This is a genomic window from Pseudomonas sp. P65(2024) (assembly GCF_057480955.1).
Window position 1 is genome coordinate 61,537 of record NZ_JBLIYX010000013.1, and the last position, 19,253, is coordinate 80,789.

Consider the following 19,253-nt stretch of genomic DNA (forward strand, 5'->3'; position numbering starts at 1 on the left):
GTAGTGTTGGCAAAGACAATCACAAAACTAGTCGGTCGCGTCGCTTTTGCAAGGGCAAAAGGCCCGTGATCATTAGATGAAACGCTGGGGCTGCGCCACGACATTAGAAGCTTTGCGAATTATTGTTTTTGATTAAATCCTTTTGATTAATTATTTTTTATGGCTTCGATAACGGGTTTGATCTCTAATGAGAATCGCTAGTGTGCGAGAGGGTGGTTGCGTCAAGGTCTGGTAATCTCGAAACCTGATCATCGTTGGTGCCCTGTTTATAAAAGTTGCAGCCTGCATATATAAGGCTCTTTAAACAGCGAAGACCGGCAGAAACTTTTGGGCGCAGGCACCACGGCTACCGGAGGCGGGCAAGGAAACATTTGTACTCTTCCTGGTTCGACGCCCTTTCAGGGGTGTCCGCTGGATCTTGCATTGAGGTAAAATTTCCCCCTGTTCCCGGCGCTCAAACCCGTCAGACAAAGGATTGTATGCCCGCCACCGCCACGCTTCGGCGTCTGTTCCTATCCGCCGTTCTCGCAACGCTCACCGGCTGCCAGCCCGAACCTGCACCGCCCCTCGACCAGCAACTGTACATTTGGCAACGCCAGTGGCGGCCGGCCCATGAACAGGCCTTGGCCGAAAGCCGTGCCGACTTCTCCACCCTGCGTGTGCTGGCTTTGCAAGCCCAGCCCAAGGCCGGCTGGAGCAGGGCGCTGGTCGAGTTGCCCAAGCTCAGGAGCGATGGCCGCCCGGTGATCGCCGTGGTGCGTCTTGATGGCCAGTTGCCCGCGCTCGACGTACAGGCGGCCGGTACCCATATCGCCCAATTGCTGGCCGACTGGCAGGCGGCTGGCGTGAACCCGAGTGGACTTGAGATCGACCACGACAGTGGCAGTGCGCGCCTGCCGGGCTACACCCAGTTCCTTCTGAAACTGCGTGAGCAACTTCCACCGGGCGTAAAACTGAGCATCACCGCGCTGCCCGCCTGGCTCGACAGCCCACACCTGCCGGCGCTGTTGCAGGCGGTGGACAGCAGCGTGCTGCAGGTGCACGCGGTGAGCGATCCGCGGCGAGGCCTGTTCGATCCGAACCAGGCGAAAACCTGGGCCGAGCGCTGGGGGCGGGTCAGCGACAGACCGTTCTACCTGGCCTTGCCCGCCTATGGCGTGGCGTTGCTGGCGGATACCGGCGGCGCGCCGTTGGTGGAAAGCGAAACCCCATTGAACCGTGCCGGCGAGCGCCGCGAGCTGCTGGCCGACCCGCAGCAACTGGCGGACTTGGGCAGGCAACTGCGCGACAAACCGCCCGCCCACCTGGCCGGGCTTATCTGGTTCCGCCTGCCGTTGCCCAGCGACCGTCGGGCCTGGAGCCTGACCACCTTAAAGGCGGTGGCGCGCGGCGACGCGCTCGCCAGTCAATGGCGGCTCGAACTGTCCGGGCAGGCCGGGCTCTACGACATCAGCCTGGTCAACGTCGGCAATCTCGACCTGCCGGTACCCGCGCGGGTGGAACTGAACGTTGAGTCTTGCGATGCCGCGGACGGGCTCAACGGCTACCGCCTGCAGCAATCCCCGCAACACCTCGTCTTCAACCGCCAGTCCAGCGTGCGTGTGGCCGCTGGCGGCCGGCGCGTCCTTGGTTGGGCGCGCTGCCATGGAATCGAACAAGGAGCCTGGAATGTCTACCCCTGACTGGACCCGCCGTTTGCTGTGCCTGTCCCTGAGCGTACCGGTCGGCACGGCGCTGGCCTGTGGCCCGGACTTCCCGATGCGCCTGCTGGACGACCGGGCGCAAACCCTGGCCGAGCTGCCAGAAGGCAATTTCGGCTTCGAGGTCAATCGCCTCGGCGAACAGTTGGCAGGCCTCAAGCCCACCACCGAGATGACCTTGACCCCTTACTGGGACGGTGACGACAACGACCGACCGTACCGTGAGCAGCGCAGCCGTATCGAGGCCAGCGAGTTGCCGGAGTCGCTGCGCGAGAAGGTCGCGCAACTGCGTGCACTGGCCGATCCGCAGCAAGTGCTGAAGCAGGGCGCCGAACTGCCGGATGAACTGCGCCTGTACATTGCCGGCGCAGTGGCCTTCGATGCCGACGATCACGCCCTGGCGGCGGACTATTTCGCCAAGGTGCTGGCCCTGCCTGGCGAACAACGCAAGCTGCGCAGCACCTGGGCGGCCTACTCGCTGGGGCGGGCCTTGACGGCCCGCAGCTTCGAGGCCAGCGACGATCCGCAACAGACGCCACAGGCCCTGCAAGCCCGGGCCCGCGAGGCCTTCCACCAGGCCCGCGCGCTCAGCGCCGAAGGCTTCAGCGACCCATTGGAGCTTGGGGTGGCCAGCCTTGGCGAGGAGGCCCGCCTGGCCAAGCTCGCCGGCGACTGGAACAGCGCCATTCAGTTGTATGCCAGCCAGAGCCGCCTGGGCTCGGGCAGCGGCTACAGCTCGCTCAGACAGCTTGCCGACGAACTGGTGAGCCTGCCGGATGAGCAATTGAAGGCGCTGCTGGCGCAGCCAATGCCGCGCAAGCTGCTCACCGCCTACCTGCTCAGCCATGTCGGCTGGGACTACGACGGCCAGCCGCCGACCCAGGTCCGACGCCTGCCCGCGCTGCTGCAGGCCAGTGTTGGCGGCAAGCTCGAAGACGCCGACCGCCTGGCCGCGTTGACCTACCAGCAAGGCAACTATGCCGCGACCAGAAGCTATCTGCAGCAGGCCGGCGACACCGGCCTTGCCTGGTGGCTGCGCGCCAAGCTGGCCTTGCGCGACGGTGACAAGAGCCAGGCGGCGGCTGCCTATGCCAAGGCTGCGGCCGCGTTCCCACGTGAAGAATCATGGGGCTCGCGACAGACACCCGATTGGGACTATGAGAGCGTTAAACCCGGCTGCCGGGTCGAAGGCGAGGGCGCGATCCTGGCGCTGGAGCGCGGCGATTACCTGCAGGCCTTCGACCTGCTGTACCGCAGCCAGGAAATCTACTGGCAGGACACGGCCAACGTGGCTGACCGCGTGCTGACCCTGGATGAGCTCAAAGGCTATGTCGATGCTCATGTGCCAGCGCCGCCAGCGCCCAAGGTGGAAGAGGGCGGCTATGTGCCTCGCCCGGTGGCGACCCAGTTGCGCGAGCTGCTGGGGCGACGCTTGCTGCGCGAAGGACGCTACGACGAAGCGCCCGGCTACTTCGCCACGCCGCAATTGCAGGCCGACGCCAAGGCCTACGGCCAGCACCGCCAGGATGCCGTCTCGCGCTGGACGCCCACTGGCCGCGCCGAGGCGCTGTACGCTGCGGCAACCCTGGCGCGCAGCGCGGGCATGGAGATCCTCGGTTATGAAATGGCGCCCGACTACGCCTGGTTGGGCGGCAGCTACAGCCTGGGCAGCGCCGAAGTGCAGCCAGGGCCGTTCCTGGCTGCTGGCGAGGTGCTGCGCCAACGGGCGACCGAGGCCAAGCCCGATCAGCGATACCACTACCGCTATGTCGCCGCCGACCTGGCCAACCAGGCCGCTGACCAACTGCCACGCAGCAGCCAGGCCTTCGCCGCAGTGCTGTGCATCGCGGCCGGCTGGGTGCCCGGCAGCGAACAGGAAAGCGCGCTGTACAGGCGCTACGTCCAGCAGGGGCCGTTCGTGCAGTGGGCGGAGGATTTCGGCAAGCAATGCGAGGAGCCCCGGTTCGACCAGGCCAACAAGCGCTACCTGACCGAGAAGCTCGATAGCGTGCGCACGGCGTTGCGGCCGTACAAGGCGCAGGTACTGCCGGTGGGGTTGGTGGTGCTGGCGGGGGTTGCCTGGGCGTGGATGCGGCGGCGCAAGGCAAAGGCTTGAAATGAGATCGAGCGCCGCGAGGGCGGCGCTCGATAAACCGCCGTCAGTTCTGCGCGGTCTTCTGCCCGGCTTCCAGCTTCACCGTCTCCTCCAGGGTGAAACGCCCTAGCGGGTTCTGCAGGAAGTTCTGGATATTGCTGCGCGAGATGTTGATGTACGGGCTGTAGTACAGGTCGATCCAGTGCACGTCCTGCTTGGCCAGTTTCTGCAGCTCCTCATACATCTGCTTGCGCTTGACCGGGTCGGTCTCGACACGGGCCGCGGCCACCAGGTCCTTTACCTTGTCGTTGTGGTAGCGGGTCATGTAGTTCATGTTGGTGTCGTGGCCCAGCACGAAGGTGGTCTTCTGGTCCGGGTCGAGCACGTCGTTGGTCCAGTACATCACCGACAGGTCGTAGTCGCCGTCGACCAGCATCTGCCAGCTCTGGGTAGGGTCGACCTTCTGCAGGTTGGCAGTGATGCCGACATCGGCCAGTTGCTTCTGCACCAGCACGGCGATCTGCTCGTCGGCCTCGTTGCCGGCGTTGACCACGTAGTTGACCTTCAGCCCCTCGGCGCCGGCTTTTTTCAGCAGCTCGCGGGCCTTGGCCGGGTCGAACGGGCGCTGTGGGTTGTTGGCGTTATGGTAGAGCGCACCCTTGGGAATGTAGGAGTAGGCCATTTCGCCGTGACCGAAGGTGACCGTGTCCACCAGCGCCTTCTTGTCGATCGCCAGGTCGATCGCCTCACGCACTTCCCGTTTGCCCAGCAGACCCTTGGAGTGGTTGATCAGCAGGTGGTCTTCACGGGTCGAGGGGTCGATATGGATAGTGATCTTCTTGTCCTTCTGCAACTCGTCCACCTGGGTGAACGGCACAAAGATCGCCGAGTCCAGTTCGCCGGCCTGGACCTTCATCATGCGCGTGCGATCATCCGGGATGGAGATCCACTCCACGCCATCCAGGCTGACCTTGTCGGCCTGCCAGAACTCGGGGTTCTTCTCCAGGATCACCCGGTCGCCCCGCAGCCATTCCTTGAGTTTGAAAGCCCCGGACACCACCGGGTTCTGTGCGTATTCCTCCTCGCCAAGCTTGTCCATGGCCTTTTTCGACAGGATCGAGATGTTGGCGGTGGCGAGCTGGGCCAGGAACGGCACCGACTTGCTGTGCAGGGTCACCACCAGGGTATGCGGGTCGGCGGCCTTGGCGGTGTCGATGATCTTGTACGAGTCGGCCCAGAGCGAACCTGGGTTGTCGCGGATGCGCAGCAGAGAGAAGGCGGCGTCCTCGGCGGTGATCGGCGAGCCGTCGGAGAACTTGGCGTTGCGCATCTTGAAGGTGTAGGTCAGGCCGTCGTCCGAGACCTTCCAGCTTTCGGCCAGGCCCGGCACGAGTTGGGTGCCGCTGTTGTCGACGCGGATCAGCACGTCATAGACGTTGGCGAACACCCAGCTGTCGCGGTTCTGCGCGCTCTTGATCGGGTCGAAGGTGGTGCTTTCCTCTCGGCAGCCGATGGTCAGCACGCCGGCTGCCTGGGCCATGCCGCTGGCCAGGGTGCTGGCGGCCAGTATGGCGGCGGTGAGAAGTTTCAATGCGGCGGGTTTCATGCTCAAGCTCCGTTTGATGGTCATGGTGGTGATGTCAGCAGGGCAGTTGCGAATGCACGCAGGCGTGGCGCCGGGCGCCCTGGATATGCTCGGGTGGCGTGGTTTCAGCGCAGCCGGGCAGCGCGTGCCGGCAACGGGGATGGAAGGCGCAGCCGGAGGGCAGGTGCAGCGGGCTTGGCGGCTCGCCGGCCAGCGGGTCCTGCGGCAGGCGCCGGGCCGGGTCGATGTCGGCGATGGACTGGATCAGCGCGGCGGTGTAGGGGTGGCGCGGGGCGGTAAAGACTTCATGCACCGGGCCTTCCTCGACGATCTGCCCCAGGTACATCACCGCCACCCGGTCGCACAGGCGGCGCACCACGCCCAGGTCGTGGGTGATGAACAGCAGCGCCAGGCCCATGCGCTCGCGCAACTCCAGCAGCAGGTTGATGATCTGCCCCTGGATCGACACGTCCAGCGCGGCGACGCATTCGTCGGCGACGATAAGCCGAGGTTCGACGGCCAGGGCCCGGGCGATGCCGACCCGCTGGCACTGGCCACCGCTCAGCGAACCGGGCCGGCGCTCGGCCAGCTCGGCGCGCAGGCCGACCAGCTCGAGCAGTTCGCCGACCCGGGCCGGAATCTGCGCGGCGGGCACCTTGCGCTGCACCTGCAGCACCTCGGCGAGGATCTGGCCGATGCGTTGGCGTGGGTTGAGCGCGCTGTACGGGTCCTGGAAGATCATCGCGGTCTCGTGGCGCAGGCGGGCGATATCCGCCGGGCTGCCCTGGTTCATGTCGGTGCCGTCGTACAGCACCTGGCCGCCGCAGCTCGGGGTGAGCTGGAGGATGGCCCGGGCCAGGGTACTCTTGCCGCAGCCTGACTCGCCCACCAGGCCGAGGGTTTCGCCGGCAGCCAGATTCAGCGAGGCGCCGTTGACCGCGCTGACCTTGCGCGGGCGCAGGTTGAGCAGGCCGCTGCCTGCGGCGGGAAACTGCACCTGCAGGTCCTTGACCTGCAACAACGTGGTCATGACGGACCTCCGGCCAGCAGCGGGGTATGACAGGCCAGGCGGTGGCCGGGGCTTGATTCCAGCAGTTCGGGCAGTTGCTGCCGGCAGCGCGGCATGGCCTGGGGGCAACGCGATTCGAAACGGCAGCCTGGCGGCAGGTCATCAAGCAACGGTGGCTGCCCAGCGATGGTGGTCATGCGTAATGCCTCAGGCTGCGCCGCAGGATGGCAGGCCAGCAGCCCGGCGCTGTAGGGATGCTTGGGCCGGGCCAGCATCTCGTGCTTGGCGCCGTGCTCGCAGAGGCGCCCGGCGTACATCACGGCAATGCTGTCGCAGGTCTGCGCCACCACGCCCAGGTCGTGGCTGATCAGGATCATCGACAGGCCGCGGCGGTCGCGCAGCTCCAGCAGCAGGCGCAGGATCTGCGCCTGCACGGTGACATCCAGGGCCGTGGTCGGCTCGTCGGCGATCAGCACCTTGGGGTTGCAGCCCAGGGCCACGGCGATCATCGCCCGTTGGCGCATGCCGCCGGAAAACTCATGGGGATAGTTGTCGACCCGGGACTTCGGGTCGGGGATACCGACCTGGCGCAGCACCTCGATGGCCTCTGCCCGGGCCTCGCGGCGAGACGAGCCCTGGTGCAGGCGGATACCTTCGGCAATCTGCTCGCCGATGCGCATCAGCGGGTCCAGGTGGCTGCTGGGGTTCTGGAAGATCATCCCCAGCTCACGGCCGCGCAGGCGGCGCATGCCAGCTTCGTCCAGCCGCAGCAGGTCATGGCCCGCCAGGCGCACGGCCTGGCCTTCGACCCGCAGGTTCGTTGCTGGCAGCAGGCGCATCAGGCCCCGGCAGGCCAGGGTCTTGCCCGAGCCGCTTTCGCCCACCAGGCCGAGGATCTCGCCTTCGCCGAGGTCGAAGGACAGCCGATCGACCAGGGTGATATCCCGTTGGCCGGCGCGGGCGATGACGCTCAGCCCGCGAACCTGGAGCAGGGGCGTGGTCATGAGCGGTCTCCCAGGCGTTCGGCGACACCGTCGGCCAGCAGGCTGAAGCCCATGGCCAGGGTCACCACCGCCAGGCCCGGGAAGGTGCAGATCCACCAGGCGCTGGTGATGAAGCTCTGCCCCTCGGCGACCATGGTGCCCCATTCCGGGGTCGGCGGTTGCACACCGAGGCCCAGGTAGCTGACGGCGGCGCCGTTGAGCAGCACCAGCACGGCATCCGACATGCAGAACACCACCGAGCCGAACAGCGCGTTGGGCAGCAGGTGGCCGAACAGCGTGCGCCGGTGGCTGAAACCCAGGCTCCTGGCGGCCAGGGCGAAGTCGCTCTGCTTGAGGACGAGGATCTGCGAGCGCACCAGCCGCGCATAGGACACCCAGCCGACCAGGGCCATGGCGATATAGAAGCTGCCAAGGCCCGGACCGAGAATGGCCATGATCGCCAGCATCAGCACCAGGAACGGGAAGGCCAGGACGATGTCGATCATGCGCATGCAGGCGTTGTCCAGCCAGCCGCCGACGTAACCGGACACCGCGCCGATGCAGGTGCCGAGCAGGAACGGGAAGATCACCCCGATCAAGGCCATCTGCAGGTCGACGCGGGCGCCCCAGATTACCCGCGAGAACACATCGCGGCCGAAGTTGTCGGTGCCGAAAGGGTGCGCCAGGCTGGGCGCGGCCAGGCGCAGGTCGCCGTTCTGCAGCAGCGGATCGAACGGCGCGACCCACGGCGCGCACAGCGCCAGCAGGCACCAGCCGAAGACGATGGCCAGGCCGCAGTACAGGGTCAGGCGGCCATCGCCCAGGTTCCAGGCCAGGCGTGCGCGCAGGGCGACGATGGCGCTCATTGGATCTTCACCCGCGGATCGAGGACGGTAGTCGCCACGTCGGCGAGGAAGTTCACCGCCACCGTGGCGCAGGCCAGCACCATGGCCACGCCCTGGACCACCATGTAGTCGCGGGTAAAGATGCCGCGCACCAGCAACTGGCCGACGCCCGGCAGGGAGAACAGGCTCTCGATCACTACCGTGCCGCTGATCAGCCAGCCGATGTTGACCGCCAGCAGGTTGATGGTCGGCACCATGGAGTTGGGCAGGACATGCCTGCGCAGGATCGCCCCTTCGCCCAGGCCCCGGGCACGGGCGGCGGTGACATGGTCGGCCTGCATCTCCAGCAGGATGCTGGCGCGCAGGTTGCGCACCAGTACCGCCGAGAGCGCCAGGGCGATGGTCAGGCAGGGCAGCACCAGGTGGTGCAGCTTCTCGACCCAGGTGCGACCATAGCCGGATACCGGGAACAGCCCCCAGTGCACGCTGAACAACAGGATCAGCATCAACCCCAGCCAGAAAGCCGGCAAGCCGAGGCCGGCGGTGGTGAACAGGCGGATCAGGTTGTCGGCCCAGCCGCCCTTGTGGCGGGCGGCGAGGATGGCCAGCGGCACGGCGATCAGCAGCGCCAGGGCCACGCTGCCCAGCACCAGCATCAGGGTCGGCTCGATGCGGCTGGCGATCAGCGGCAGGGCGTCGACCTTGTACAGCAGCGACTTGCCCAGGTCGCCATTGAGCAGGTTCTTGAGGAAGTACAGGTACTGCGCCCAGATCGGCTCATCGAGGCCGAATTGCGCGCGGATCTTCTGGATCGCGTCCGGGGTGCTGCGCGCGCCCAGCAGCACCCGCGCCGGATCCCCGGGGATCGAGCGCACCAGCACGAAGGTGATGATGCTGATGCCCAGCAGCACCGGCAGCAGTTGTAACGGACGGATGAGGACGAACCGGTAGCGTGCCAGGCTCATCGATCAACCCCGGTTGCGTTGCAGGAAATCCAGCAACACCGGGAAATAGGCCTGGGGCTCTTCGTAGAACGGCATATGGCTGCTGTTGGGGAACACATGCAGCTCGGCACGATCATGCAGCGCCAGCTTCATGCGCATGGCGCAGGCCGGGGTCAGTTCGTCGTGCTGGCCGGTGGTGATCAGCACCGGCATGCGGAACGCGCCCATCTGCTCGAGGCGGTTCCAGTCCTTGAGGTTGCCGATATAGAGGAACTCGTTGGGGCCCTGCATGGTGCTGTAGGGGCCCATGTTCCAGTCGCCCAGCGAACGCTGGATCGGCGCCGGCCATTCATCGAGCCGGCAGACGTGGCGGTAGTTGAGCAGGGTGATGGCGGCCTGGTACTGCGGGTGGTCGAGGGTACCCATGGCCTCATGGCGCTGCATCATCGCCACTGTTTCGCTGCCCAGGGCGCCGCGCAGGCGTTCCAGCTCGGTGATCAGGTGCGGGATGTCGCCGACGGTATTCTCGAGAATCAGACTTTTCAGCGACTGCGGGTGATGAATGGCGTACTCGATCGCCAGCCAGCCGCCCCAGGAATGCCCGAGCATGTGTACACGGCCCAGGTCCAGGGCCTGGCGCACCTGCTCGACCTCGGCCACGTAGCGGGTGATATTCCACAGACTGTCGTCATCGGGGCGGTCGGAGGCGCCGGTGCCCAGTTGGTCGAAGGCGACCACGCGGATACCCTTGTCCTTGAGCCAGGCATGGGCGTCGCGCAGGTAGTCGCAGGGCAGCCCCGGCCCACCATTGAGGCACAACAGCACCTCGTCCCCTTCACCAAAGCTGTACACCACGAGATTGTGGCCATCGACCGATACGTTGAACTGCTGGTCAGGTTGCATCTCACGCCACATCGCTACTCTCCTGTTGGCCATGGCTTGCAGCTATAACTAGCGCAGGAGTTTTCGTCGCCTACAAGCTAGTGTTTCCTATAGGTTTCGTATGGCAGTCCCGCGCCAAGCCGTGGCATTCTACGTGCCGGACTTCGAGATGGAAATCCAAAAGGAATCACAGGGAGTGTCAGGTATGCAGGCCAAGGTGGCTGAACTCAATGCGCGTCTGGCGTCGGACGATAGCCTCGATGAGCAGATGGACAGCGTCGCCGAACTGGCGGCGGAACTGGGCTTCGATGCCCTGGTGTACGACTACAGCCCGGTGCCACTGGACCATGTCGGCGAGCTGATCACCCCGAGCGTGGTCCGGCTGCGCCAGACCCCGAAGGACTGGCAGGACCTGTGGTGTTCCGAGGGCTTTTACCAGATCGACCCGGTGCAGCAGGTGGCGGTGTCCTCCATCGCCCCCTTCGTCTGGTCGTACCTGCCCAAGGGCGAGACCGTTCTGCAGCGCCACATCGACCAGCGCCACGCTCCGGTGGTCGGTTACCTGCACGACGCACAGCTGACTTGCGGCGTGACCGTGCCCATCCACCTGCCACGGGGCGGGCTGGCGACCCTGACCGGCCTGCGCCCCCAGTCCAGCCAACGCGACCTGGACGACGCCCGGGAGCACCTGGGCGATTTCAGCCTGATCGCCCATGCCTTGCAGGAGGCGGCCTATCCCTTGCTGGCCAAGGAGTCCGCCACCCGCGTCATCCGCTTGACCCGCCGCGAGGTCGAATGCCTGCGCTGGGCCGCCGAAGGCCTGACGGCGGGGGAGATCGCCGAGAAGCTCAACCGCTCGCTGGCGACGATTTCCCTGCACCTGACCTCGGCCATGCACAAACTGGGGGCGAAAAACCGTGTCCAGGCGGTCGCCCGGGCGGTGCATTACCGCCTGCTTGATCAGTGAAGCAACAAAAAAGGTCGAAAACCTAGAGAACTCTCTAGTTATGCCGCGCCACGCGTAGGGTTATTGTGTGCACCATGATTCGCACGGAGCCGGATGACATGGAACTCACCCAATCGCGTGAAGGTTTTGCCCCTTTCGGCGACTACCAGACCTGGTACCGCGTCACCGGTGACCTGGATTGCGGCCGCACCCCGCTGGTCATCCTGCACGGTGGCCCAGGTTGCACCTTTGATTATGTCGACGCCTACAAGGACGTCGCGGCCGGTGGCTACCCGGTCATTCACTACGACCAACTGGGCAATGGCCGCTCGACCCACCTGCCACACATGCCGGCGTCGTTCTGGACGGTCAAGCTGTTCCTCGAGGAGCTCGACAACCTGCTGGAGCACCTGGGCATCACCGAGCGCTACGCGCTGCTGGGGCAGTCCTGGGGCGGCATGCTGGCCAGCGAGCACGCGGTGCGCCAGCCGCGGGGCCTGCGTTGCCTGGTGATCGCCAACTCGCCGGCGGACATGCGCACCTGGGTGCGCGAGGCCAACCGCCTGCGCGAAGAGCTGCCCAAGGACGTCCAGGACACCCTGCTGCGCCACGAGGCCGTCGGCGACTACACCGCCGCCGACTACATCGCCGCCACCCGGGTGTTCTACGACCGTCATGTGTGCCGGCTCAAACCCTGGCCTGAAGAGGTGGCGCGCACCTTCGCCCAGGTGGATGCCGACCCGACCGTGTACCACGCCATGACCGGACCAAACGAGTTCCATATCATCGGCAGCACCAAGGACTGGACCATCGTCGACCGCCTGCCGCAGATCAACGTGCCAAGCCTGCTGATTTCCGGGCGCTATGACGAGGCGACGCCGCTGGTGGTCAAGCCGTACCTCGACCTGATCCCCGGGATCCGCTGGGCGCTGTTCGAAAACTCGAGCCACATGCCTCATGTGGAAGAGCGGGTGGCGTGCATGGGGACTGTGGTGAAGTTTCTTGACGAGAGTCTGTAGCGCGTAGCATTCGACGGTTTTCCCTTCCTCAGGCCTGTCCGGGTTCATCCCGGCGGGCCTGAGTTTTATTCCTTCCTTCACATCAGCCGTCATCCCAGGCCTCGAACCAGACGATTAACAGCCTGCCCCCCCAGCGCTATTCTTTGACCATTCCCCAAAGGATTACCCATCATGCGCCGGCTGCTACTGCTGTTGCTGATTACCGCCATCCCGGGCTGCCAGTCCCCCATGCCAGCCGCCAACCCCGAGATGGCCTGGGTCGACCTTTCGCTGCCATTCCCCAACGACCGCGTGCTGCTGGCCGAACGCCTGGACAAGCAGCGCCTGGAGGAGGGCCGCTTCTTCCAGGTCACTCCCGGCAGTCATCAACTGGTCGTCAGGTTCGACTACGAAACGAGTGGCGGAGGCGGGTTGAGCATGATGGGCGGCACCACCGTCCGCCAATGCTATCTGACCCTCGACTACGCCCACTTCCAGGCCGGCCAGCGCTATCTGCTTGAAGCCCGCTCCATGGCCCTCACGCCTGAGGCGAGGCTGTACAATGCCGCCCGGGAGATCGTCGCAGAGGTCAGCGAGTTCTACTGCCTGATGTAAGCCCATGTCTGTCGATGAAGGAAACCAATCGTTGTGTGACGCATGAATCGTTCGCTGTTCATTTCCCTGGACGGGCCCAAAGGCACCGGCAAGACCACGCTGCTGGAGTCCGTCACCCAGGCGCTGAGGGCGGACAACAGGAAGGTGATCCGCATCAGCGAGAAGAAAAGCGATCCTTATCGGGGCGAAACCATGGCCCTGGTCAACCAGTTCGTCAGGGACCCTTGCCGGGATCTGGAGATGAAGGTCTGTGAGCGCCTTGCGCTGAGCCGGGCCTGGATTTCCCAACATGTGCTGGCCAGGCAGCCCAAGGACAGCATCATCCTGATCGATCGCTGGTACCCGTCCGAAGCCGCATTTCGCCGGCTGGTGCCGTTTGCCGAGATCTTGCGGCTGAACATCGAACACGGCGTGCGTGTGCCGGACCTGCACGTGGGTGTTGTCACCGACCCCGAAATCTCGTGGAGCAGGGCAGCGGCGCGCTCGCGTGGGCTAAGCAGTACCGTGATGCATGAACTGCATGAGCATGTGGTGTGCACGCAAGCTTTCGAGCGAGCGGTTGCCGATCACGGCTGGGTCTTGTGCCGTAATGAAGGCACCCTCGAAGCGGCGACGCGGCAGGTGGTATCGGCGATCCAGGGCGTGCTGCCGCCGTCTGATCAGTAGCGTTCCAGCGCGGCGAGGCGGCTCGACAGCCAGGCGTGCAACTGTTTCACCGCAGGCGACAACTGCTTGCGGTGCGGGCACACCAGGCTTAGCGGCAGCGTCGGCCCGGGGTGATCCTGCAACAGCACGACGAGCCGTCCCGCCAATACGTCGTCACTCACATCCAGCCAGGACTTGTAGGTGATCCCTTCGCCCGCCACGGCCCAGCGCCGGGCGATATCGGCATCGTCGCAGAACAGGGCGCCACGCACCTGCACGGTCTGCGTCCCCAGTTGCCACTTGTCGTAGACCCGACCCTGCTGCATGTACAGCAGGCACTGGTGCTCGCGCAACTCCTCGGGACTGTGCAGCGTGCCTTGTCGCGCCAGGTACTCGGGCGAAGCCACCAGCACCTTACGGTTCCACGGCGCCAGTGGCAGGGCAATGTAGTTGGCGTCGGCGTTAAGGCCGTAGCGGATGGCGATATCCACCGGGTCGCGGAACAGATCGGCGATCTGGTCGGAGAGAAACAGGCGCAGGTTCAACTGCGGGTGCTCGCGGCGAAACGCCGTAAGCCAGGGCAACAGCACGTTGCGCCCCAGGTCGGACGGCGCGGCCACTTGCAACGTTCCGCTTAGCTGGGCGCTCTCGCGCAGCAGGTTGTCCCGCCCTTGCCGGAGCGCTTCCAAGGCGGCCAGGGCCGAGGGCAGGTACTGCTCGCCCTCGGCCGTCAGGCGCAGGCTGCGCGTGGTGCGGGCAAACAGCCGTACGTCCAGCTCACGCTCCAGGCGCTTGACCGCCTCGGCCGCCTGGCCGGGCAGCAGCTCGGCTTCATGGGCGGCCGCGGTAAAGCTGCCCAACGCGGCGCTGCGCACAAAGATGCCGAGGTCGTCGAGACGGATCATTTTCACTCCTGCAATGAAAGTGTTCACGGGCTCAGCCCGTTTTTCCAAAGTACCGAACACGCCAGACTGGATTCACGAATCAAACCATATCCAGCAGCGAGTGCCTATGAAAGCGATCGGTTACACCCAGAACGGCCTGCCCATCGAAGACCCTGCGTCCCTTCAGGACATCGACATGCCCAGGCCGAATCCAGGGCCCAGGGACATCCTGGTGGAGGTCAAGGCAGTGTCGGTCAACCCCGTCGACACCAAGGTGCGCGCCGGCACTTTCACGTCCGAGCCAAAAATACTTGGCTGGGACGCGGCCGGCATCGTCCGTGAAGTTGGCCCTCAGGTGACCCTGTTCAAGCCAGGCGACCAGGTGTACTACGCCGGCTCCATCGCCAGGCCCGGCAGCTACAGCGAATACCACCTGGTCGACGAACGTATCGTCGGGCACCAACCGCGCAGCCTGGGCGCGGCGCAGGCGGCAGCGCTGCCGCTGACGGCCATCACCGCCTGGGAACTGCTGTTCGACCGTTTAGGCTTGGTCGAAGGCGGCGGGGAGGGCGATGCCCTGCTGATCGTCGGCGCCGCCGGCGGTGTCGGCTCGATGCTGGTGCAACTGGCCCGGCAACTGACCCGCCTGACGGTGATCGGCACGGCCTCCCGCGCCGAGACCGCCGACTGGGTGCGCGAACTGGGCGCCCATCATGTCATCGACCACAGCGCGCCGCTTCACGGGCAACTGCAGGCCCTGGGGATCGAGTCGGTCAGCCATGTCGCCAGCCTTACCCATACCGAGCAACACTTCGCGCAACTGGTCGAGGTGCTGCGGCCACAAGGTCGCCTGGGGGTGATCGACGACCCGCAGACCCTGGATGTCATGCCGCTCAAGCGCAAGTCGCTGTCGCTGCACTTGGAGTTGATGTTCACCCGCTCGCTGTACCAGACCGACGACATGGTGCGCCAGCACGAGCTGCTCGAGCGGGTGGCCGGGCTGATCGACCAGGGCATCCTGCGCACAACCCTGGGCGAGCATTTCGGTGCCATCAATGCCGCCAACATGCGCCGCGCCCATGCGCGGGTCGAGAGTGGCAAGTCGCGCGGCAAGATCGTTCTGGAAGGTTTCTGAGCCCATCCGACAGACAACGGCGGGCCGGTCGATCCGGCCCCTTGCGATTGACCAGGAGCATGATGTGAACCCACAAGACCATCCCCTCGTTTCCCTTGCCATCCTCAAGGCCAAGCCAGGCCTGGCAGCGTCGTTGAAAGCAGCCTTGCTGGCCTTGATCGAGCCGACCCGGGCGGAACCCGGCAACCGCGACTACATGCTTTTCGAGCGCAGCGATGAGCCCGGGACGTTCTACATGCGCGAGGCGTTCGACCACCAGCAGGCCCTGGACACGCACCTGGCCACCGCCCACTTCCAGCGCTTTGCCGAGCAGGCCGACCAGCTGTTGGCAGAGCCGCTGCAACTGGTCTTCCTTGACCCGGTGTCCACCGCCGTCGCGCCTCATCCCTGAGGAGGACCTGCGGATCACCAGGGAACGGGGCTGCCATCCCAGGCCCAGAACGTGCCGGTCTCTGACGGCCCGTGCTGGCCGACGAGTTCGAGGATGCAACTGGCGGCAAACGCTGGCGCGAACAGCTTTTCGAGGGGCACATTGCCCTGGAACGGGCGTGAAAGCAGGGTACCAGTGGTCCCAGGGTGCAGGGCCAGGACTGTCGAGGCAGGGTTGAGGCGCTTGAGCTCGATGCTTGCCGTGCGCAACAGCTGGTTCAGTGCGGCTTTGCTGGCGCGATAGCTGTACCAGCCGCCCAGGTGGTTGTCACTGATCGACCCGACCCTTGCTGATAAGGCGGCAAAGGTAACGGGCTGCCGGCGTAGCAACGGCAACAGGTGCTTGAGCAGCAGGACTGGAGCGAAGCAGTTGGTGGCGAAACTGGCCTGCAACCCCGCCAGATCCAGTTGCGCCAGCGACTTCTCGGCCCGCGCCGGCGGCGCTTGCAGCACTCCGAGGGTGCTGATGACCAGGTTCAGCTGATCGCAGTAGCCACGGACCTGATCTGCCAGTGCTTGCAGCGCTTGTTCATCACGAGCGTCGCAGTCGAGGCGAAGCAAACGGCGGCCATGCGTCTGGGCCAGCACATCCAGCTCAGGGCTGCTGCTTGCCTGTCGCGAAACAGCGAGCAGCAGCCCGACGTCATCACGTGCCAACAGTTGCGAGCACAGGGCAAGACCGATGCCTTGACTGGCGCCGCAGACCAGCACGTTGGCGGGTGTATTGTGATGGGGGATCAAGCTCATTGGGCAATCTACCTGTAAGCTGCAGGTGAGCTTAAATCTATACAAGATTTGCTTTATATGTACAAAAAACTATTCTTGTACAAGTTAAGTCTTCTTGCAGAATCGTCATGGCATTCCTTGCGCGCTTGGCCTGTCTCTGCCTGCTGCTGACGTCGATGCCAGCGGCTATTGCGGACTGGCGTGCAGCGCTGCCGGCGGCCCAGCAATTGGGCAGTGGCGACTTCACCTGGTTCGGCCTGCGGCTGTACAGCGCACGCCTGTGGACCGAGGGACCGCGCCATGATTGGAACCAGCCGTTCGCCCTGGAACTGACCTACCACCGCTCATTGTCCCGGGACACGCTGGTGCAAGCCAGCCTTGAAGAGATGCGTCGCCTCGGCGCCGGTCGCGTGACGCCGCAACAGCTCGAAGCCTGGGCCAAGGTACTGCAGGAGGCATTCGTGGATGTGCGCCCCGGCATGCGCATCACCGGCTTGTACCAGCCGGGGCAGGGCGGCCGCTTCTATGTCGATGACCTGCCCACCCGCACCCTTGCCGACCCGGCCTTTGCCCGGGCGTTCTTCGCCATCTGGCTGGACCCGCGGGCTCGGGATGCCCAGTTGCGCCTGCAGCTGCTCGGCCTGGCCGGCAAGCCCCGAGGCGGATCATGAACATGTAGAGGGCGCTGTTGCTGGTCGCCTGCCTGGTGCTGGGGAGCTGTGGCTGTTCTTCCGCCGGCTGCCGGAGCCCGCGTCCTTAACCTGAACACGCGTGGCCCCTGAATAGCTACAAGAGTAATCCCAGCCATACCGCCCCAAGAATGACCAACTGGCCGGGAATGAGGTATCGAGCAAAGCTGAAACCGCCGTTACTCAGAGCCAGAGCACATTTGGTCAGCGCGTTTGCGGTCAATGCAAGTAATCCTGATATCACCAGGTCATCAATACCGAGCCTGCCGGCGATGACCAGCGAGGCGATCGAGGCAGTGGCCGCATGGACGTCGGCCAACCCGCTGACGAACGCCGCGACGTTCGCGCCGTAGTGTCCCAGGTGCTGAAGAAGAAACGCCGAGAACAATGAGATGCCGGTTATGGCAGCGGTGACGGCCATAGCGGTCCAGAGACTGAACGCACCAGCCCCCGGCTGCGCCGCCGACCCGCCATGAGTCGAACGCCAGGGCGCCAGCAGAAGTACCCCATACACAAGCGTGGCCAGCGCACCGAGCCAGATCGAAGGCCATAAAGGCTCGAGCAAGCGACGATCAATGATGCCCAGCACCAGGGAAAACTGGGTGAGGCTGGCGAGATTGGACAATATGGCAGATCCGGCGAATGACCTGGCAGCAGAGCCTTGCTGACGAGCGCGGTGTGCGAGCAAGGCAATGGTGGCAGTGCTCGAGGCAAAACCCGATGCGATTGAGCTCAAGGGCAATCCGTACCGAGGCCCCATCAGGCGCATGGCTATGTGTCCCAAAGCGCCGACAGCCATCAGCAAGACCACCAGATTACAGATCGTACGCGGGTTGAGTACGTTGTAGGGGCCTAGAAACTGGTCCGGAGTCAACGGCAGCACCACCAATGCCACCGTTGACAGCATCAAGCCATTGCGCAGCTCTTCTTCGCTCAGTTGCTGCAGCACGAAATGATGCAATTCGTGTCGCAGCGCCAACAGCACGGTCAGTACCACACCCGCAGCGGCGGCAAGCTCAGGTTCATTCAGGCTCAGTGCGCCCAGTGTCAGTACCAGAAGCAGCGCAATTTCACTGGTAATGTCAGGATCGTTGTCGACATGCTTTCGGTAATGCGCACAGAGCATCAACACCAGTGCGAGACTCGCGACCGCTACCAGCACCGCCCCTGCCAGTACCATGCTGAGGTAGCCTAGCAACGCGGTGATAGCGAAGGTCCGCAAGCCAGCGGCAGCTTGGCGTTCGTTACGTCCTTTCCTGCGTTCGCGCTCAAGGCCCACCAGCATGCCAATACCCAATGCCACGGCACCGTGGCCCACATTCACGGTATCGAGCATGGTGCCTTCATAATGGCCTTGGCCTCCCATTCACCGTCGCCTTGTTGCAGCGTGATCAGTGCGGCCAAATCGAGAATCTGCACCAGCCTGCCATGGATTTCGACGATACCCAGTGCGCGCAGGCGGGCGACGGATCGGCACACGGTTTCCAAGCGTAAACCCAGGTACGAGGCCATGTCTTCCCGGGACATCCGCAGCATGAAGCCATGGGCAGAGTAACCGCGACAGGCGAAGCGCCCGGACAACTCCACCAGGAAGCCCGCCAGCCGTTGTTCCGCAGTGAGATTGCACAGCATCAGCACGCGTTTGTGTTCGCGCACGATCTCCCGGCTCATCAAGCGATTCAGGCTTTGTTGCAGGAAAGGAAAGTCGCGCGCCAGGGCTTGCAAGCGGTGATAGGGGATCGGGCAGACTTCGCTGTCTTCCAAGGCAATCGCGTCACAGACATGGCGCTCAGTGGCAATGGCATCGAGCCCAAGCACGTCACCCGGCATCCAGAAGTTGATCACCACACCCTGGCCCTCGGCGGTGTTCATGCGGGTCTTGAAACTGCCACAGCGCACGGCATAGAGCAGGGTCAGCGGGTCATTGGCATTGAACAGCGCGGCGCCCCTTTGCATGCGCATTCGCGGGCCTATCAATGCGCCCAGGCAGCTGTTGTCGTGAACAGGCAAACCGGTGGGAAGGCACAGACCGCTGACCCGGCAATCCCTGCACAGGGACGCCGAGGGTTTCAGGTGGATGGGATTGGTCGTACACGAAACGTTGGGCGAGTCGAGCGACCTGACCTTCAATTGGCCGTACATT

At 64.6% G+C, this 19,253-nt stretch carries 19 protein-coding genes; 9 read left to right on the forward strand and 10 right to left on the reverse strand.

Features of this window, described 5'->3' with window-relative positions; genetic code table 11:
* Positions 1-479 precede the first annotated feature (479 nt).
* Both AC25MA_RS17730 and AC25MA_RS17735 read left to right on the forward strand, forming a co-directional pair.
* A complete protein-coding gene (locus AC25MA_RS17730; RefSeq protein WP_463402226.1) occupies positions 480-1,682 on the forward strand; it encodes a DUF3142 domain-containing protein in 1,203 nt (400 codons plus the stop codon).
* Positions 1,669-3,816, forward strand: coding sequence for a hypothetical protein (locus AC25MA_RS17735; RefSeq protein ID WP_486972246.1), 2,148 nt, complete (start codon positions 1,669-1,671; stop codon positions 3,814-3,816). Before AC25MA_RS17730 ends, AC25MA_RS17735 begins: the two co-directional genes overlap by 14 nt.
* Positions 3,817-3,859: 43 nt before the next feature.
* On the opposite strand, the gene AC25MA_RS17740 is transcribed toward AC25MA_RS17735, so the two are convergent.
* Genes AC25MA_RS17740 through AC25MA_RS17765 form a run of 6 tightly spaced genes read right to left on the reverse strand, consistent with a single transcriptional unit; the run spans position 3,860 to position 10,076 of the window.
* On the reverse strand, positions 3,860-5,401 hold the full coding sequence (locus tag AC25MA_RS17740; RefSeq protein WP_028688814.1) for an ABC transporter substrate-binding protein: 1,542 nt from the start codon (positions 5,399-5,401) through the stop codon (positions 3,860-3,862).
* Positions 5,402-5,435: 34 nt separating this feature from the next.
* On the reverse strand, positions 5,436-6,410 hold the full coding sequence (locus AC25MA_RS17745) for an ABC transporter ATP-binding protein (protein WP_207852106.1): 975 nt from the start codon (positions 6,408-6,410) through the stop codon (positions 5,436-5,438).
* A complete protein-coding gene (locus AC25MA_RS17750; RefSeq protein WP_463402225.1) occupies positions 6,407-7,393 on the reverse strand; it encodes an ABC transporter ATP-binding protein in 987 nt (328 codons plus the stop codon). The genes AC25MA_RS17745 and AC25MA_RS17750 overlap by 4 nt, the downstream gene beginning before the upstream one ends.
* On the reverse strand, positions 7,390-8,238 hold the full coding sequence (locus AC25MA_RS17755; protein ID WP_486972247.1) for an ABC transporter permease: 849 nt from the start codon (positions 8,236-8,238) through the stop codon (positions 7,390-7,392). Before AC25MA_RS17755 ends, AC25MA_RS17750 begins: the two co-directional genes overlap by 4 nt.
* Positions 8,235-9,182 (reverse strand): ABC transporter permease, encoded by a 948-nt coding sequence (locus tag AC25MA_RS17760; RefSeq protein WP_028688818.1) that lies wholly within the window; start codon positions 9,180-9,182, stop codon positions 8,235-8,237. Before AC25MA_RS17760 ends, AC25MA_RS17755 begins: the two co-directional genes overlap by 4 nt.
* A 3-nt stretch (positions 9,183-9,185) precedes the next feature.
* On the reverse strand, positions 9,186-10,076 hold the full coding sequence (locus tag AC25MA_RS17765) for a proline iminopeptidase-family hydrolase (RefSeq protein WP_028688819.1): 891 nt from the start codon (positions 10,074-10,076) through the stop codon (positions 9,186-9,188).
* Positions 10,077-10,248: 172 nt separating this feature from the next.
* Here AC25MA_RS17765 and AC25MA_RS17770 point away from each other — a divergent pair, with 172 nt between their 5' ends.
* The 4 genes from AC25MA_RS17770 to AC25MA_RS17785 all read left to right on the forward strand — a co-directional run bounded on the left by AC25MA_RS17770 (position 10,249) and on the right by AC25MA_RS17785 (position 13,268).
* Complete coding sequence (locus tag AC25MA_RS17770) at positions 10,249-11,010, forward strand: LuxR family transcriptional regulator (protein WP_028688820.1); 762 nt, start codon at positions 10,249-10,251, stop codon at positions 11,008-11,010.
* 98 nt (positions 11,011-11,108) lie between these two features.
* Positions 11,109-12,008: a proline iminopeptidase-family hydrolase gene (locus AC25MA_RS17775; protein ID WP_028688821.1), complete on the forward strand. Its 900-nt coding sequence runs from the start codon at positions 11,109-11,111 to the stop codon at positions 12,006-12,008.
* Positions 12,009-12,179: 171 nt separating this feature from the next.
* Complete coding sequence (locus AC25MA_RS17780; RefSeq protein WP_236248110.1) at positions 12,180-12,602, forward strand: PA0061/PA0062 family lipoprotein; 423 nt, start codon at positions 12,180-12,182, stop codon at positions 12,600-12,602.
* Between the two features lie 42 nt (positions 12,603-12,644).
* A complete protein-coding gene (locus AC25MA_RS17785; protein ID WP_069016885.1) occupies positions 12,645-13,268 on the forward strand; it encodes a dTMP kinase in 624 nt (207 codons plus the stop codon).
* On the opposite strand, the gene AC25MA_RS17790 is transcribed toward AC25MA_RS17785, so the two are convergent.
* Entirely contained in the window at positions 13,262-14,152 is an 891-nt protein-coding gene (locus tag AC25MA_RS17790; protein WP_486972248.1) for a LysR family transcriptional regulator, read from the reverse strand. The two genes, AC25MA_RS17785 and AC25MA_RS17790, sit on opposite strands and share 7 nt — an antisense overlap.
* Positions 14,153-14,258: 106 nt before the next feature.
* On the opposite strand from AC25MA_RS17790, the gene AC25MA_RS17795 reads away from it, so the two are divergent.
* Together AC25MA_RS17795 and AC25MA_RS17800 are read left to right on the forward strand one after the other, a co-directional pair.
* A complete protein-coding gene (locus AC25MA_RS17795; RefSeq protein WP_486972249.1) occupies positions 14,259-15,266 on the forward strand; it encodes a zinc-binding alcohol dehydrogenase family protein in 1,008 nt (335 codons plus the stop codon).
* A 64-nt stretch (positions 15,267-15,330) separates the two neighbouring features.
* Complete coding sequence (locus tag AC25MA_RS17800) at positions 15,331-15,657, forward strand: putative quinol monooxygenase (protein ID WP_062574016.1); 327 nt, start codon at positions 15,331-15,333, stop codon at positions 15,655-15,657.
* A gap of 14 nt (positions 15,658-15,671) precedes the next feature.
* Here AC25MA_RS17800 and AC25MA_RS17805 read toward each other — a convergent pair whose 3' ends face one another.
* A complete protein-coding gene (locus AC25MA_RS17805; protein WP_486972250.1) occupies positions 15,672-16,442 on the reverse strand; it encodes an SDR family NAD(P)-dependent oxidoreductase in 771 nt (256 codons plus the stop codon).
* A gap of 107 nt (positions 16,443-16,549) precedes the next feature.
* On the opposite strand from AC25MA_RS17805, the gene AC25MA_RS17810 reads away from it, so the two are divergent.
* Positions 16,550-17,092 (forward strand): chalcone isomerase family protein, encoded by a 543-nt coding sequence (locus tag AC25MA_RS17810; RefSeq protein ID WP_028688828.1) that lies wholly within the window; start codon positions 16,550-16,552, stop codon positions 17,090-17,092.
* 115 nt (positions 17,093-17,207) lie between these two features.
* Here the strand turns inward: AC25MA_RS17810 and AC25MA_RS17815 are convergent, their stop codons facing one another.
* Together AC25MA_RS17815 and AC25MA_RS17820 are read right to left on the reverse strand one after the other, a co-directional pair.
* Positions 17,208-18,446, reverse strand: a complete 1,239-nt coding sequence (locus AC25MA_RS17815) for an MgtC/SapB family protein (RefSeq protein WP_349738723.1) — start codon at positions 18,444-18,446, stop codon at positions 17,208-17,210.
* Entirely contained in the window at positions 18,431-19,252 is an 822-nt protein-coding gene (locus AC25MA_RS17820; RefSeq protein WP_028688830.1) for a helix-turn-helix domain-containing protein, read from the reverse strand. Before AC25MA_RS17820 ends, AC25MA_RS17815 begins: the two co-directional genes overlap by 16 nt.
* Between the last annotated feature and the right edge of the window lies 1 nt (position 19,253).

Coding starts and splice junctions, on each gene's coding strand:
- AC25MA_RS17730 (WP_463402226.1), top strand. CDS start 480: ATGCCCGCCACCGCCACGCTTCGGCGTCTGTTCCTATCCGCCGTTCTC.
- AC25MA_RS17735 (WP_486972246.1), top strand. CDS start 1,669: ATGTCTACCCCTGACTGGACCCGCCGTTTGCTGTGCCTGTCCCTGAGC.
- AC25MA_RS17740 (WP_028688814.1), bottom strand. CDS start 5,401: ATGAAACCCGCCGCATTGAAACTTCTCACCGCCGCCATACTGGCCGCC.
- AC25MA_RS17745 (WP_207852106.1), bottom strand. CDS start 6,410: ATGACCACGTTGTTGCAGGTCAAGGACCTGCAGGTGCAGTTTCCCGCC.
- AC25MA_RS17750 (WP_463402225.1), bottom strand. CDS start 7,393: ATGACCACGCCCCTGCTCCAGGTTCGCGGGCTGAGCGTCATCGCCCGC.
- AC25MA_RS17755 (WP_486972247.1), bottom strand. CDS start 8,238: ATGAGCGCCATCGTCGCCCTGCGCGCACGCCTGGCCTGGAACCTGGGC.
- AC25MA_RS17760 (WP_028688818.1), bottom strand. CDS start 9,182: ATGAGCCTGGCACGCTACCGGTTCGTCCTCATCCGTCCGTTACAACTG.
- AC25MA_RS17765 (WP_028688819.1), bottom strand. CDS start 10,076: ATGTGGCGTGAGATGCAACCTGACCAGCAGTTCAACGTATCGGTCGAT.
- AC25MA_RS17770 (WP_028688820.1), top strand. CDS start 10,249: ATGCAGGCCAAGGTGGCTGAACTCAATGCGCGTCTGGCGTCGGACGAT.
- AC25MA_RS17775 (WP_028688821.1), top strand. CDS start 11,109: ATGGAACTCACCCAATCGCGTGAAGGTTTTGCCCCTTTCGGCGACTAC.
- AC25MA_RS17780 (WP_236248110.1), top strand. CDS start 12,180: ATGCGCCGGCTGCTACTGCTGTTGCTGATTACCGCCATCCCGGGCTGC.
- AC25MA_RS17785 (WP_069016885.1), top strand. CDS start 12,645: ATGAATCGTTCGCTGTTCATTTCCCTGGACGGGCCCAAAGGCACCGGC.
- AC25MA_RS17790 (WP_486972248.1), bottom strand. CDS start 14,152: ATGATCCGTCTCGACGACCTCGGCATCTTTGTGCGCAGCGCCGCGTTG.
- AC25MA_RS17795 (WP_486972249.1), top strand. CDS start 14,259: ATGAAAGCGATCGGTTACACCCAGAACGGCCTGCCCATCGAAGACCCT.
- AC25MA_RS17805 (WP_486972250.1), bottom strand. CDS start 16,442: ATGAGCTTGATCCCCCATCACAATACACCCGCCAACGTGCTGGTCTGC.
- AC25MA_RS17810 (WP_028688828.1), top strand. CDS start 16,550: ATGGCATTCCTTGCGCGCTTGGCCTGTCTCTGCCTGCTGCTGACGTCG.
- AC25MA_RS17815 (WP_349738723.1), bottom strand. CDS start 18,446: ATGCTCGATACCGTGAATGTGGGCCACGGTGCCGTGGCATTGGGTATT.
- AC25MA_RS17820 (WP_028688830.1), bottom strand. CDS start 19,252: ATGTACGGCCAATTGAAGGTCAGGTCGCTCGACTCGCCCAACGTTTCG.